This is a genomic window from Methylobacterium sp. TK31, from assembly GCF_055361545.1.
On the sequence record NZ_CM143964.1, the window covers coordinates 2,592,268 to 2,607,302 of the forward strand.

Genomic DNA, 15,035 nt, shown 5'->3' on the forward strand with positions numbered 1-15,035 from the left:
GAGGACGCCTGGTCGCGGGCCACGACCGACCCGGACGACGCGACCCTGTAGGCCGGCCATGCCGGACGAGTGTAGCACCGATGTCCCCCGGTGGCTTGCGCGACGCCGACGGGGTGCTTTCCCACAGGCCTACGCGCGGGACCGCGGCATGACCGCTTGACGGCGGCCGGCGATGGGAGAGGCAGGGTCACTGCCCGATCGGGCACCGCTTCGTTGGCTCCCGTCGAGGAAGACGAGTGTCCCGTCCCATGGTCTGTGCCCGCCGCTGCGCGAACGGCGCCTGATCTCGCGAGGGGCTCCGGAACCGGTCTCTCAGGTGTGGATCACCTTCCCGTACGCATCCAGCACGCTCTCGTGCATCATCTCGCTGAGCGTCGGGTGCGGGAAGACCGTGTGCATGAGGTCCTCCTCGGTGGTCTCCAGGTTCATGGCGACGACATAGCCCTGGATCAGTTCGGTGACTTCGGCGCCGACCATGTGGGCACCGAGCAACTGGCCGGTCTTGGCGTCGAAGACGGTCTTCACCAGGCCGTCCGGCTCGCCGAGCGCGATGGCCTTGCCGTTGCCCGCGAAGGGGAAGCGGCCGACCTTCACGGCAAAGCCCAGCTCCTTGGCCTTGGCCTCGGTGAGGCCCACGGAGGCAATCTGCGGCTGGCAATAGGTGCAGCCGGGGATCTTGGCCTTGTCCATGGCGTGGGTGTGCAGGCCCTTGATGGTCTCGACGCAGAGCACGCCCTCATGCTCTGCCTTGTGGGCGAGCATGGGCGGGCCGGCGACGTCGCCGATGGCATAGACGCCCGGCACGTTGGTGCGGCCGAGGCCATCGGTGACGACGATGCCGCGCTCGATGGCGACGCCGAGCTTGTCGAGACCGATGCTCTCGATGTTGCCGACGACGCCCACCGCCGAGATCAGCTTCTCGGCCGTCAGCTGCTGGAATTTGCCGTCGCCGGTCTCGATCGTCGCCGTGACGGCGTCGGCGGATTTCTCGACCTTCGTCACCTTGGCGCCCGTAAGGATCTTGATGCCCTGCTTCTCGAAGCGCTTGCGGGCGAGCCCGGCGATCTCGGCATCCTCCACCGGCAGGATCTGCGGCAGCAGCTCGATCACCGTCACCTCGGCGCCCATCGTTCGGTAGAACGAGGCGAACTCGATGCCGATGGCGCCCGAGCCCATGACGAGGAGGCTCTTGGGCATCGTCTCCGGCACCATGGCCTCGTAGTAGGTCCAGATCTGCTTTTTGTCGGGCTCGATGCCCGGGATCGCGCGGGGCCGCGCGCCCGTGGCGACGATGATGTGCTTGGCGGAATACGACCCCGCCGCCAGGGCGCCCTTCGGGGCGGGCGCGCGGGTGGTCTCCTTCACGGTGACCTGCCCCGGCTGGTTGCCCTTAGCGGCGGCCGTGATGGTGGCCTCGCCCCAGATCACGTCGACCTTGTTCTTCTTCAACAGCATGCCGACGCCGCCGTTCAGCCGGGTCGAGACCCCGCGCGAGCGCTTGACGATGGCGGCCGTATCGAAGCCGACCTTCTCGGCCGACAGTCCGTAATCGGACGCATGCTGCATGTAGTGGTAGATCTCGGCCGAGCGCAGCAGCGCCTTGGTGGGGATGCAGCCCCAGTTCAGGCAGATTCCGCCGAGATGCTCACGGTCCACCACAGCCGTCCGGAATCCGAGCTGCGCCGCCCGGATCGCCGCCACGTAGCCGCCGGGGCCGGCGCCGATGATGAGGATGTCATAGGTGTCGGCCATGTGTGGGCTCCTGCGCCCCTCTCCCGTGTCGGAAGGGGCCGGGGTGGGGGCTCGGCGGGCTCGGGGAACGGATCAGGGGAGTCCGCTCACACCAGCATTCCCATCGGGTTCTCGATCAGGCCCTTGAACGCCGAGATCAGCTCCGCGCCGAGCGCCCCGTCGAGGACGCGATGGTCGCAGGACAGGGTCGCGGTCATGACCTGGGCCACGGCCGGGGCGCCGTCGCGCACCACGATGCGCTTTTCGCCTGCACCCACCGCGAGGATCGAGGATTGCGGCGGGTTGATCACGGCCGTGAAGTGCTTGATGCCGAACATGCCGAGGTTGGAGACCGAGGTGACGCCGCCCTGATATTCCTCGGGCTTCAGCTTCTTGGCCCGCGCCCGGGCGGCGAAGTCCTTCATCTCGTTGGAGATGGTGGAGAGCGTCTTCTGGTCGGCCCGGCGGATGACCGGCGTGAACAGCCCGCCGTCGATCGCCACCGCCACGCCGACCTCGGCGTTGTCGAAGCGCAGGATGCGGTCTTCGGCCCAGACGGCGTTGGCCGTCGGCACACGCATCAGCGCGAGGCCCATCGCCTTGATGACGAAGTCGTTCACCGAAAGTTTGAACAGCGGCTTGCCGTCCTTGGTCGTGCCGGCGCTCTTGTTGAGCTGCTCACGCAGCGCCATCAGCGCGTCGAGTTCGCAATCCACCGTCAGGTAGAAGTGCGGCGCCACCTGCATCGCCTCGGTGAGGCGCTTGGCGATGGTCTTGCGCATGCCGTCGAGGGGCACCTCCTCGAACGTGCCCTTTTGGTAGAAGCCCCGGACCTGATCCGTGGTGAGGCCGGCCGGCGCCGCGGCCTTGGCGGGTGCGGCCGCAGCCGGCGCCGCCTGCGGTGCCTCGCCGGCTTTCGGCGTGGCGGCCGGGGCGGCTTTGCCGGTGCCGGCGGCGAGCGCCGCACGGACGTCGCGCTCGATCACCCGGCCGCGGGGGCCGGAGCCCTTCACCGCCGCCAGGTCGACGCCCTCCTGCTTGGCGATCCGGCGGGCCAGCGGCGAGGCGAAGACGCGGCCGCCCTCGGCCGTGGGGGCTGAGGCGGTCTCAGCACTTTTGGCCCCCTCGGGCTTGGCCTCCTTGGGCTTGGCGCCATTCGGCGCCTCGTTGACGCGTGCGTAAGACATCGTCCCGCCGCCCGGGGTGGCGTTCTCGGCGGACGTCTCAGCCTTGGGTGTCTCCGCTTTCGACGGATCGGCCTTCGGCGCCGCCGCGGCTCCACCGGGGGCCTGGACTCTGGCCGGGTCCTCGCCGTCCGCCGCGATGATGGCGATGAGGTCGTTCACCGGCACGTCGGCGGTGCCCTCGGCCACCAGGATCTTGGCGAGCACGCCCTCGTCGATGGCCTCGACCTCCATCGTCGCCTTGTCGGTCTCGATCTCGGCGAGCACGTCGCCGGACTTCACCGCGTCCCCCTCCTTCTTCAGCCACTTGGCGAGGTTGCCCTTCTCCATCGTGGGCGACAGGGCGGGCATCAGGACGTTGATCGGCATGGGGGAAATCCTGATCGTCAGCGGGCGGTGTCGGGGGAGCGGCGGTCAGTTCAGAATCAGTGCGTCGGGGTCGAGGCTCTCGGCTTCGAAGCCGGCGCTGATGCGCGCGAAGGCCTCGTCCTCGGACATCTCGGTCTCCAGCGCGTAGACTCGCGCCGCCTGACGGGCGAGGTCGGCCAGCAGGCGGCCCCAGGTGGCCGGGTCGTCGAAGGAGCGCCGCAGGGCGATGCTCACGGCGCCATCGACGACGCTGGCGCGCAGAACCTCGATGCCACCGTTCTCGATGGCATCCGGCGGGGCGGAGAGTTCTTCGAATTTCTCGGTCATCATCTCGTCTCCGGTCTCTCCCCCGCGCGGGGAGAGTGGGAGGTGAACGCGTGCAGCCCTCAGCGGTAGCAGACCGCCTTCACGGCCTCGATCACCTCGGCGACATTGGGCAGGGCCAGCTTCTCGAGGTTGGCGGCATAGGGCATCGGAACGTCCTTGCCGGTGACGCGCAGGACCGGCGCGTCGAGATAGTCGAAGGCATCGACCATCAGGCGGGCCGAGATCTCGGCGCCGATGCCCGATTGCGGGAAGCCCTCTTCCACGGTGACGCAGCGGCCGGTCTTCTTCACCGATTCCACCACCGTGTCGGTGTCCATCGGGCGCAGCGTCCGCAGGTCGATCACCTCGGCCTCGATGCCCTCCTCGGCGAGCGCCTGCGCCGCCTTCAGGGCGTAGGTCATGCCGATCGAGAAGGACACGATGGTCACGTCCTTGCCGGGGCGGTGGATTCGCGCCTTGCCGATCGGCAGCACGAAGTCGTCGAGCTTCGGCACCGGGAAGGTCTGGCCGTACAGGATCTCGTTCTCGAGGAAGATGATCGGGTTGGGGTCGCGGATCGCCGCCTTCAGCAAGCCCTTGGCGTCGGAGGCGGTGTAGGGCGCGATGACCTTGAGGCCCGGCACGTTGGAATACCAGGCGGAATAGTCGTGGCTGTGCTGGGCGCCGACGCGCGCGGCCGCGCCGTTGGGACCGCGGAACACGATGGGGCAGCCGAGCTGGCCGCCGGACATGTAGAGGGTCTTGGCTGCCGAATTGATGATGTGGTCGATCGCCTGCATGGCGAAGTTGAAGGTCATGAACTCGACGATGGGGCGCAGGCCCGTGAAGGCGGCGCCGACGCCGATGCCGGCGAAGCCGTGCTCGGTGATCGGGGTGTCGACCACCCGGCGGGCGCCGAATTCCTGCAGGAGCCCCTGCGTGATCTTGTAGGCGCCCTGATACTCGGCGACCTCCTCGCCCATCACGAAGACGTCCTCGCTCCGGCGCATCTCCTCCGCCATGGCGTCGCGCAGGGCCTCGCGGACGGTCGTCGAGACCATCTCGGTGCCCTCCGGGAACTCCTCCATCACCGGCGCGGGCGCCTTGTTGGTGATGGTGGCGGGGGCCGCCGGGGCCTTCGGCGCGTCGTCGCCGGTCTTAGCGCTCGGCGCCGGCTTCTCGGCCTGGCCCTCGGCCTGCATGTCGGGTGCCGGGGCGGGCTGGGCGGACGCCTCGGGCTTCGGGGCGCCGCCGCCGGACGTGGCCGCCGAGACGTCCTCGCCCTCGGCGGCGATGATGGCGATCGGCGTATTGACCTTCACGCCCTCGGTGCCCTCCTCGACGAGGATCTTGGCGAGGACGCCCTCGTCGATGGCCTCGACCTCCATGGTCGCCTTGTCGGTCTCGATCTCGGCGAGCACGTCGCCGGATTTGACCGGGTCACCCGCCTTCTTCAGCCACTTCGAGAGCTTGCCCTCCTCCATCGTCGGGGAGAGGGCGGGCATCAGGATGTCGGTCGCCATGGAATACTCGTCGATCGAGGATGAGGCGGGTCAGCCCTTCCGAGGCAGGGGCGCGGCCGCTCGCGCGGCGTGCGGCCCCTGTCCCCTTCGCGGGTCGGGGCTCAGGCCCGGGCTTCCAGCAGGATGTCGGTCCACAGCTCGGCCGGATCCGGCTCGGGATCGTGCGTGGCGAACTCGGCGGATTCGTTCACGGTCTCGCGCACCTTGGCGTCCGTCGCCTTCAGCTCGGCCTCGGGCACGCCGTGCATCTCGATCAGGCGCTTGCGCACCATCTCGATCGGGTCGTGCTCCTCGCGCATCTTCGAGACCTCGTCCTTGGTCCGGTACTTGGCCGGATCGGACATCGAGTGGCCGCGATAGCGGTAGGTCTGCATCTCGAGGATGTAGGGGCCCTCTCCCGAGCGGGCATGCTGGATCGCCCGGGTCGCGGCCTCGCGCACGGTGCGGACGTCCATGCCGTCCACCTGCTCGCCGGGGATACCGAACGAGATGCCGCGCTTGGAGAAGTCGGTCTGGGCCGAGGCGCGGGCCACCGACGTGCCCATGGCGTAGCGGTTGTTCTCGATCACGTAGACCACGGGCAGCTTCCACAGCTGCGCCATGTTGAAGCTCTCGTAGACCTGGCCCTGGTTGGCCGCGCCGTCGCCCATGTAGGTCAGGCTAACATTGCCGTTCTTCTTGTAGGCGTCGGCGAAGGCGAGGCCGGTGCCGAGGGAGACCTGCGCTCCAACGATGCCGTGGCCGCCGAAGAATTGTTTCTCCCGGGAGAACATGTGCATCGAGCCGCCCTTGCCGCGGCTGTAGCCGCCGCGCCGCCCGGTGAGCTCGGCCATCACGCCCTTCGGGTCCATGCCGCAGGCGAGCATGTGGCCGTGGTCACGGTAGCCGGTGATCACTTGGTCGCCGTCGACCGAGGCCATCTGCATCCCGATGACGACCGCTTCCTGACCGATATAGAGGTGGCAGAATCCACCGATCAGGCCCATGCCGTAGAGCTGGCCGGCCTTCTCCTCGAAGCGCCGGATCAGCAGCATCTCGTGGTAGGCGTGAAGGTCTTCCTCGCGGGTGAACTGCGGTGCGTTCGGAGCGGGTGCGTGAGCCTCGGCAGCGCCCGCGGATTTACCCCCGCCGGATCGCTTCGCCCCCGCCCGGCTTGTGTCGGAAGCGGCTTGGCCTGCATCCTTCGCGGCATCCATCGGCAACTCCCCGGGACCATCTGTTCACCAGGGGTTCTAGGACACGCCTCCGGGGAAAGCGAGGCCGCCGGCCCGACAGATCCGGGAAGTTGTCAGTTGCGAAGCTCTTGCGCCGGCGAAGGGTTTTGCCCTCCGGGACGTCTCAGGGATCGATGATCACGACGTCGTTGGCGTGGACGCGGCCGAGCATGACGCGGGCACGCTCTTCCAGTAGGTCGCGGTCGATCTGGTCGCTGCGCAGCAGGGCGACCCGATGCTCCCAGATCGCCCGGTCGGCCTTGGCCGCAGTGAGCTCCTGGTTCAGCGCCCGGGCCTGGACCTTGAGGGCACGCTTGGCTTCGAGGCCGCGGTTGCCGCTCTCGGCCTGATGCACGAAGAAGCCCACGACGAGGCCCGACACGGCGTAGAGGCCGAGGGGCATCAGAACAGCACGGACGCGACGACGGACCACCATGCCGGCACGATGCACCCGCAGGGTTAAGGAAGTGCTGATGCGACGCGAGCCGTCCATTCCCTTTCGGGAGCCGGGGACCCGATGATGCGCTTCGACCTCGTTGATCTCTCGCTGTTCCGGCACGTGGTGGAGGCGGGCTCGATCACCCACGGCGCTGCGCGCGCCAACCTCGCGCTGGCCGCCGCCTCCGTGCGCATCCGGGCCATGGAGGAGACCCTCGGGGCGGCGCTGCTGACGCGGGGGCGCCAGGGCGTGGTGCCGACGCCGGCCGGGCGCTCGCTCCTCGCCCATGCCCGCGGGCTCCTCGACCGCATCGACCGGATGCAGGAGGACCTGGCCGCCTTCTCGGGCGGCACGGTGGGGCAGATCCGCCTCGTCTCGAACACCAACGCGCTCACCGAGTTCCTGCCCGAGGTCCTCAGCGCCTTCCTCGCCCGCCAGACCGGCGTCAGCGTCGATATCGAGGAGCGGACTTCGGACGAGATCGTCGGGCTGGTGGCCGAGGGTTCGGCCGATCTCGGCATCGTCGCCGGCACCGTCGATACCGGCGCGCTCGAGACCTATCCATTCCGCCAGGACCGCTTCGTCATGGTGGCGGCGACCGCGCATCCCCTCGCGGTGCGCGCCTCCGTTTCCTTCGCGGAGGTGATCGAACACCCCCTGGTCGGCCTCGACCGGACCAGCGCCCTCACCCGGTTCCTCGCCGACAAGGCCGCGCGCACGGGCCGCCCGCCGATGCGGCTCCGGGTGCAGCTGCGCAGCTTCGACGCGATCTGCAGGCTGGTGGCCTGCGACGTCGGCCTCGGCATCGTGCCCGAGACCACCGCGGCTCGGGCGGCCCGCACCATGCCGCTGGCCATCGTCCCCCTGGAGGATGCCTGGGCGCTGCGCGACCTCACGATCTGCCTGCGGTCGCTCGCCGACCTGCCGCGGTTCACGCGGGATTTTGTGGCCCACCTGCGCGGTTGAGTCGGCTTTCCGACCCCGGGGGCTCCCATCCGGGGCGCAGCTTCGGTACAAACCGGCTCTGGCCCTCTTCGAGGCGCCATCGTTCGGGGGAGTTCGGCGGCCACATGCAGGATTCGACGTCCTCCGCGCCTGATACCTCCCTGGTCGACCCCGACGTCCACGTGGAGAGCTTCCGGCAGGCCCGCGAGGCGCGCCGCCTCGAACTCGTCGAGGATTACGTCGAACTCATCGCCGATTTGATCGGCGATGGCGGCGAGGCGCGCCAGGTCGATATCGCCGCCCGCCTCGGTGTCGCCCAGCCCACGGTCGCCAAGATGTTGAAGCGCCTGGCCGAGGACGGTCTGGTGCAGCAGCGGCCCTATCGGGGCGTGTTCCTGACGGAGGCCGGGCAGGCGCTGGCCGTCCAGAGCCGGGAGCGCCACCGCATCGTCGAACAGTTCCTGTGCGCCCTCGGGGTCAGCCCCGAGATCGCCCGCCGCGACGCCGAGGGCATCGAGCACCACGTCAGTGCCGAGACCCTGGAGGCGTTCCGGCTGTTCACGGCCAGATCCGCCTGAGGGACGCGCCGGCCCGCCCCGGTCAGGCTGGGGCGGATTGCGGCGCGGCCGCGTGTTCCGGCATGGGCTCGCCGTCAGGCACCACGTCGACCTCGACCTTGAGCTTCTGCGGACCGGAGGCCGAGACGATGCCGTCGATGGGCGACACGTCGGTGTAGTCGCGGCCGCGGGCCACGACGATGTGGTCGTCGCACATGCCGATGCCGTTGGTCGGGTCGAGGCCGATCCAGCTCTCGCCGCACCAGACCGAGACCCAGGCATGGCTCGCGTCCGCGCCGCGCAGGCGCGGGCGCCCGGCGGGCGGGATCGTCCGCAGGTAGCCGCTGACATAGGCCGCCGGCAGGCCGAGCCCGCGCAGGGCCGCGATCATGATGTGGGTAAAGTCCTGGCAGACGCCGGCCCGGAGCGCGAAGGCCTCCGCGAGCGGCGTGTGCACGGTGGTGGCCTTCGAATCGAACCGGAAATCCGCCCGGATGCGCCGCATCAGGTCGAAGGCGCCGCCATAGGCGCTGCGGCCCGGCGGGAAGCTCGCCCGGGCATAGTCCGTCACCTCCGGCACCAGCGGCACCCGCAGACTCGGGAACTGGAAGTGCACCGGCCGGTCCGGCCCGAGGCCGCGGCCGTTCACGGCCTCGTCGCGCACCTGCTCCCACGCACGGCCGGATTCTGGCGCCGGCAGCGGATCGCGTTCGACGCGCACCCGCGAGAGCGCCTCGACGCGCAGCTCGGTATGCGGCGTGTCGATCGTCACCATCGTGGCGTCCAGGCCGAAATAGTCGCGGCGGACGATGCGGGTGCTCGGGTCGGGCGCGATCGTGAGGTTGCTCTCCAGCACCGTCTGCCCCTCCCCGTCACGCGGGCGCAGCCGCAGGGTGCAGCGGGCGAAGCGCACCGGGCGGGCGTAGCGGTAGGTGGTGAGGTGGCGCAGCGTATAGATCACGCGAGGCCCACGAGCTTTTCCGGGCGCAGGGCGTGCGGCCCGTTGGGGAAGTAGCGGGTGGCGATGGCGTCGGCGAGGCCCTCGACCTCGTTTTCCAGCCGCGTCAGTGCGGCGCCGTCGAACGCGACCGCCTCGCCGGTGGCGAATTCGGCCGAGAGCCTGGCGGCGATGCGCTGGTGCGGCTCGGGCAGCCCGTCCGCCCGCAGCACCGGGAGCTGGCCGAGATGCCCGGTGATCGCCTCCAGCTGGAAGGCGACCGAGCGCGGATTGAACGGATCGAGGAGCACCATGTCGCGCACGGGGTCGAGGGCCACGCCGTGAAGATAGCGCGCGCCGAACGAGACGTGTGAATCGCAGAGCGACAGCATCACTCCGAGATCCTCGGCCGTTGCGCCGTCTCCGGCGAAGCGGGTGGCGAAGGTCAGGGTGTTGATCGCGCGCTCGATCCGCCGGCCGAGATCGACGAAATGCCAGCCGGCGGTCCGGTTCATGTTCTCCTGCGCTAGACCCGAGAGGGCGGCGATGTGGCTAAGCGCCCGCTCGGCGAGCCCGAGGAGCTGCGCCTCCGGTAGCGCCTGCCCGGCATCGATCTCCAGCACCTCCTTGAGGTCGGCGAGCGCCCGCCAGGCCTCGCCCGAGAGGCGTTCGCGCAGGGTGGCGGCGTTGATCCGCGCCGATAGGCTGTGGCGCAGGGCCGAGCCGTAGGCGTCATGGCCGCCGAGGGCCTGCTGGGCGAGGGTGGCGGTGGGCAGGTCGGGGGCCTCGATCGCTCCCCATTCGTCCAGGAGCGCGCGGATGCGCAGAGCAGTGGGCGCCTTGGCGTCGCCCGCCATGTCGGCGACCACGGCGGAACCGACGCTGCCGAGATGCGCGACCACGAGGCGGATCACCGCCTCCGCCCGCTCGACGTAGCGCCCGAACCAGAACAGGTTGTCGGCCGCCCGCGACGGCAGGTGGCCGGCGATGCGGCGCACCCGTGCCGGCCCGGTCTGGATCAGCGAGACCGCCTCGACCGGATCGCGCGACAGGATCCAGACATCGGCCGACTTGATGCCCGCGCGCATCTCCAGGGGTTCGACGTCGGGCCGCTCCGAGATCCGGCAGAAGCCGCCCGGCATCACGCGCCAGCCCTCGGGCGTGGCCGCCGCGAACACCCGCAGCACGAAGGGCCGCGGCACGAGGCGCAAGCTGCCGCCGGTCCGGTCCCAGGCCGGCATGGTGGCGAGCGGCATCGTCTCCTGGGCGACGTAGTCGAAGGGCCGGTCGCGCAGGGCCGCGCGCAGCCGGTCCCGCTCGGCATCGAGGGCGTGCGGGGCCAGGATCGCGTCGCGCGCCGCGCCCTTCGGCGGCGTCGCCACCGGGCGCAGGCTCAGGCCGTCGAGGCTGTCGCGGATCTCGGCCAGGGCCTGCGGATCGCCGCACCACCAGGTCCTGGGCCCGGCGAGCTGGAGTGGGCGCCCCAGAAAGTGCCGGGCGATGCCGGGCAGGTAGGCGGCGAGCGCGCCGGATTCGAGGATGCCCGAGCCTGGCATGTTGCCGACGACGAGGCTGCCGTTGCGCAGGGCCTCCACGAGCCCCGGCACGCCGAGGCGGGAGGCCGGGTTCAACTCGAGGGGGTCGAGGTAGTCGGAATCGATGCGGCGCCAGAGCACGTCCGCCCGCTTGAGGCCGGACACGGTGCGGATGTGCAGGGCGCCGTCCTGCATCACGAGGTCGTCGCCCTCCACCAGCAGCAGGCCGAGATAGCGGGCGAGTGCGGCCTGCTCGACATAGGTCGAGCTGAACACGCCCGACGTCAGCAGGCAGATGCGCGGGTCGCTCCTCTGCGCCCCGAGCGCGAGGCCGTCGCGAAACGCGTGGAAGAAGGACGCGAGGCGCTCGACCTGCAGGTCGGCGTGGAGGTCCGGGAAGGCGCGGGTCAAAACGAGGCGGTTCTCGAGGGCGTAGCCGGGCCCGGAGGGCGATTGCGTCCGGTCGGCCAGCAGGCGCCAGCGCCCGTCGGGGCCGCGGGTCACGTCGGCGGCGTAAAGTTTCAGGAAGCGGCCGCCCGGCGGCGTGACGCCGACGAGCGGGCGCATGAATTCCGGGCTGCCGGCCACGACGGCGGCCGGCAGCAGGCCCTCGGCCACGAGGCGGCCGGGACCGTAGAGGTCGCCGAGGATCGTCTCCATGAGCTCGGCACGCTCGACGATGCCGGCGCTCAGCGTCTCCCAGTCGGACTGCTCGAGGACGAGGGGCAGCGAGCCGAGCGGCCAGGCATGCTCGCGCCTGTCGCCGTAGATCCGGTAGGAGATCCCGGTGTCGCGGATGCGCCGCACCGCCGAGACGAAGCGGGCGCCGATCTCGACTTCGTCCATCCCGCCGAGCTGATCGAGGAAACGCGGCCAGGCGCCCCGCGTCCGGCCGTCCGCATCCATCAGCTCGTCGGGCACGCCCCATTGCGGCCGATAGGCGGAGGTCCAGCGCGCGAGGCGCTCGGCCCGTCCCTGAACCTCCGCTGCGGCCGCTGCGCTCATTGGGGCGAGAAGCCCGGGGGGGCGGGCGTGCGCAGATCGAGCGTCATCGGGAACTCGCGGTTGGTCTCCTCGGGCGGCATCGCGATCTTGCCCGGCGTGTGGCCGTGCGCCTGGAAGCGGGCGAGGCGACGCCCCTCCGCCTCGTAGGTGTTGACCGGGAAGGTCTCGTAGTTGCGCCCGCCCGGATGGCTGACATGGTAGCGGCAGCCGCCCAGGGACCGGCCGCTCCAGGCATCCAGGATGTCGATGGTCAGCGGCGAGTGCGCGGGGATCGTCGGGTGCATCGAGGAGGCCGGCTGCCAAGCCTTGAAGCGCAGGCCCGCCACCGCCTCGCCGGAGGTCCCGGTGCCGGTCATGGGCAGGCGCCGGCCGTTGCAGGCGATGATGTGCCGGCCGGGCACGTAGCCCTCGACCTTCACCTGCAGCCGCTCCACCGACGAGTCCACGTACCGCACGGTTCCCCCGATCGCGCCCTCCTCGCCCAGAACGTGCCAGGGTTCGAGGGCCTGGCGCAGCTCCAGCTTCACGCCGCCCTGCTCCACCGTCCCGAAGACCGGGAAGCGGAACTCGCGCTGCGCCACGAAGGCCGCCGGGTCGAAGTCGTAGCCCGCGGCCCGAAGGTCTTCCAGCACGCCGAGGAAATCGGCCCACAGGAAGTGGGGCAGCATGAACCGATCGTGCAGGCCCGTGCCCCAGCGGACACAGCCGCCCTCCTGCGGCTCGCGCCAGAGCCAGGCGACGATGGCGCGCAGGAGAAGCTGCTGCGCCAGGCTCATGCGCGGGTCGGGCGGCATCTCGAACGAGCGGAACTCCAACAGGCCGAGGCGGCCGGTGGGGCCGTCCGGCGAGTAGAGCTTGTCGATGCAGATCTCGGAGCGGTGCGTGTTGCCGGTCACGTCCACGAGGATGTTGCGGAAGATGCGGTCGACCAGCCAGCGCGGGATGTTGGGCTCGTCGGGCTTGGGCACCTGCGCCATCGCGATCTCGAGCTCGTAGAGCCCGTCGTGGCGCGCCTCGTCCATGCGCGGGGCCTGGCTCGTCGGGCCGATATAGAGGCCCGAGAACAGGTAGGACATCGCGGGGTGGCGCTGCCAGTACAGTACCAGGCTCTTCAGGAGGTCCGGCCGGCGCAGGAAGGGCGAATCGTTCGGGGTCGCGCCGCCGAGCACCACGTGGTTGCCGCCGCCGGTGCCGGTGTGGCGGCCGTCGGTCATGAACTTCTGCGCGCCGAGGCGGATCTGGCGGGCATCCTCGTAGAGGTCGCTGGTGATCCGGACGGCGTCGTGCCAGGTCGGGGCGGGATGCACGTTGACCTCGATCACGCCGGGATCGGGCGTGACCTTGATGACGTTGAGGCGCGGGTCGAAGGGCGGCTCGTAGCCCTCGATATGCAGGGTCTGCTTCAGGGCGGCGGCCGCTTCCTCGAGGTAGCCGAGGAGCTCGAGATATTCGTCCACCCGCTGCAGCGGTGGCATGAAGACGTGGAGGATGCCGTTGCGCGGCTCCACCGCGAAGGCGGTGCGTACCGCGACGCCGGTGACGCCGGAGCCGTTGACCGTCTTGGTGCCGGGATGGCTTTCCGGCAGCGGGTCGCGTTCCTCCAGGGTGTCCTGCGGCTGGTAGTAGGGGTAGTGCTCCGGCGGCACGAAGGGCAGCGAAGACAGCGGCAGGCGGTAGCCCACCGGCGAGTCCCCCGGCGTCAGGAAGGCGTGGCCGCGCCGGAACTCCCAGGGCTCCGAGATCCAGAGCCGCTCGGAATCGTCGTCCTTGCCGACCGGCAGGCTCGCCAGCGGCAGGGCGTAGCCGGCGGCCTCGCCGAGCCCGCGGGCGAACACCCGCGCCATCCGCGCATTCGCCTCCGGGTTGGGGTAGCGCGGCTCGGAGGTCGTGACGTTGATCGGCAGTTCGTCGCGCTTCTCGGTCCAGTAGACCGGGTCCTCGAAGGCCGGGAACACGTAGGTCCCGAGCCCGATGCGCTGGGCGACGGCGTCGATCAGATCCTTGGCCTTGTGGATGGTCGCGTCGCGCGGCCCGTCCTCGGCGGCGATGAGGTCGGCGTTCTTCCAGACCGGCACGCCGTCCCGGCGCCAGTACAGGGCGAAGGCCCAGCGCGGCAGGCTCTCGCCTGGATACCACTTGCCCTGGCCGTAATGCAGCATGCCGCCGGGAGCGAAGCGGTCCCGCAGGCGGCGGATCAGCTTGTCGGCGAGGCCGCGCTTCGTCGGGCCGACGGCGGCGGCGTTCCACTCGGGGGATTCGAAATCGTCGATGGAGACGAAGGTGGGCTCGCCGCCCATGGTCAGGCGCACGTCCTGCTCGGCGAGGTCGGCGTCGATGCGGTCGCCGAGGGCGTCCATCGCGGCCCAGACCTCCTCGGAGAACGGCTTGGTGATGCGCGGCGCCTCCGCCACGCGGGTCACGGTCATCTCGAAGCCGAACTCGACGCCGGCCGGTTCGGCGAGGCCCGAGATCGGCGCCGCGGAGGCGTAGTGCGGGGTCGCCGCCAGGGGGATGTGGCCCTCGCCGCAGAGGAGGCCCGAGGTGGCGTCGAGGCCGATCCAGCCGGCACCCGGCAGGTAGACCTCGGCCCAGGCGTGCAGGTCGGTGAAGTCGGTGGTGGTCCCGGCCGGTCCGTCGACGGCGGTGGTGTCGGGGACGAGCTGGATCAGGTAGCCCGAGACGAAGCGGGCGGCCATGCCGAGGCGGCGCAGGATCTGCACCATGAGCCAGGCCGAGTCGCGGCAGGAGCCGCTCTTCAGGGTCAGGGTCTCGGCCGCCGTCTGGACGCCGGGCTCCATGCGGACGCCGTAGGTGATCTCCTTGGCCACCTGGGCGTTCAGCGCTACCAGGAACAGCACGGTGTTCTGCTCTTCCGGCAGGCGCTCCAGGAACGCGTCCACCTCCGGCGCCATGGCGTCGTCGAGGACGAGGTAGGGCTTCAGCTCGGCCGTGAGATCGTCCGCGTAGGTGAAGCCGCGCGTCTGGGCGTAATCCTCGACGAAGAAGTCGAACGGATTGATCACCGACATGTCGGCGGTGAGGTCGACCTCGATCTTCAACTCGGTGGTTTTCTCCGGAAACACCAGCCGGGCGAGCCAGTTGCCGTTCGGGTCCTGCTGCCAGTTGATGAAGTGGTTCTCGGGCAGAACCTTCAGCGAGTAGGCCGGGACGGCCGTACGCGTGTGCGGCGCGGGACGCAGACGGATCACCTGCGGACCGAGCGTGATCGCCCGGTCGTAGGTGTAGTGCGTGACGTGGTGCAGGGCGGCTTTGATCGACACGGGGGCTCC

Annotated in this window: 11 protein-coding genes; 2 read left to right on the forward strand and 9 right to left on the reverse strand. The window is 70.2% G+C overall.

Annotated features, from left to right (window positions below; all coding sequences use genetic code 11):
• Positions 1–312: 312 nt before the first annotated feature.
• The 6 genes from lpdA to ACXJY8_RS12015 all read right to left on the reverse strand — a co-directional run bounded on the left by lpdA (position 313) and on the right by ACXJY8_RS12015 (position 6,763).
• Positions 313–1,752: a dihydrolipoyl dehydrogenase gene (gene lpdA, locus ACXJY8_RS11990; protein WP_463769143.1), complete on the reverse strand. Its 1,440-nt coding sequence runs from the start codon at positions 1,750–1,752 to the stop codon at positions 313–315.
• Between the two features lie 86 nt (positions 1,753–1,838).
• The gene (locus ACXJY8_RS11995; RefSeq protein WP_463769145.1) at positions 1,839–3,284 is read right to left on the reverse strand and encodes a pyruvate dehydrogenase complex dihydrolipoamide acetyltransferase; all 1,446 of its coding nucleotides are present in this window, start codon (positions 3,282–3,284) and stop codon (positions 1,839–1,841) included.
• A 45-nt stretch (positions 3,285–3,329) separates the two neighbouring features.
• On the reverse strand, positions 3,330–3,611 hold the full coding sequence (locus tag ACXJY8_RS12000; RefSeq protein WP_463780566.1) for a DUF5076 domain-containing protein: 282 nt from the start codon (positions 3,609–3,611) through the stop codon (positions 3,330–3,332).
• 59 nt (positions 3,612–3,670) lie between these two features.
• Positions 3,671–5,113, reverse strand: a complete 1,443-nt coding sequence (locus ACXJY8_RS12005) for a pyruvate dehydrogenase complex E1 component subunit beta (RefSeq protein WP_463769147.1) — start codon at positions 5,111–5,113, stop codon at positions 3,671–3,673.
• A gap of 101 nt (positions 5,114–5,214) precedes the next feature.
• On the reverse strand, positions 5,215–6,309 hold the full coding sequence (gene pdhA, locus ACXJY8_RS12010) for a pyruvate dehydrogenase (acetyl-transferring) E1 component subunit alpha (protein WP_463769149.1): 1,095 nt from the start codon (positions 6,307–6,309) through the stop codon (positions 5,215–5,217).
• Positions 6,310–6,451: 142 nt separating this feature from the next.
• Entirely contained in the window at positions 6,452–6,763 is a 312-nt protein-coding gene (locus ACXJY8_RS12015; RefSeq protein WP_463780568.1) for an FtsB family cell division protein, read from the reverse strand.
• An 81-nt stretch (positions 6,764–6,844) separates the two neighbouring features.
• Here ACXJY8_RS12015 and ACXJY8_RS12020 point away from each other — a divergent pair, with 81 nt between their 5' ends.
• Both ACXJY8_RS12020 and mntR read left to right on the forward strand, forming a co-directional pair.
• Positions 6,845–7,732 (forward strand): LysR substrate-binding domain-containing protein, encoded by an 888-nt coding sequence (locus ACXJY8_RS12020; protein WP_463769151.1) that lies wholly within the window; start codon positions 6,845–6,847, stop codon positions 7,730–7,732.
• Positions 7,733–7,836: 104 nt separating this feature from the next.
• Positions 7,837–8,289 carry a manganese-binding transcriptional regulator MntR gene (mntR, locus tag ACXJY8_RS12025; protein WP_055953004.1) on the forward strand — a complete coding sequence of 151 codons (453 nt, stop codon included), beginning with the start codon at positions 7,837–7,839 and terminating at the stop codon, positions 8,287–8,289.
• Between the two features lie 22 nt (positions 8,290–8,311).
• Here the strand turns inward: mntR and ACXJY8_RS12030 are convergent, their stop codons facing one another.
• From ACXJY8_RS12030 to ACXJY8_RS12040, 3 genes are read right to left on the reverse strand one after another with little or no spacing between them, the layout of a single operon-like run.
• On the reverse strand, positions 8,312–9,229 hold the full coding sequence (locus ACXJY8_RS12030; RefSeq protein ID WP_463769153.1) for a transglutaminase family protein: 918 nt from the start codon (positions 9,227–9,229) through the stop codon (positions 8,312–8,314).
• Positions 9,226–11,745: a circularly permuted type 2 ATP-grasp protein gene (locus ACXJY8_RS12035; protein WP_463769155.1), complete on the reverse strand. Its 2,520-nt coding sequence runs from the start codon at positions 11,743–11,745 to the stop codon at positions 9,226–9,228. Before ACXJY8_RS12035 ends, ACXJY8_RS12030 begins: the two co-directional genes overlap by 4 nt.
• On the reverse strand, positions 11,742–15,026 hold the full coding sequence (locus ACXJY8_RS12040; protein ID WP_463769157.1) for a transglutaminase family protein: 3,285 nt from the start codon (positions 15,024–15,026) through the stop codon (positions 11,742–11,744). The genes ACXJY8_RS12035 and ACXJY8_RS12040 overlap by 4 nt, the downstream gene beginning before the upstream one ends.
• Positions 15,027–15,035 lie beyond the last annotated feature (9 nt).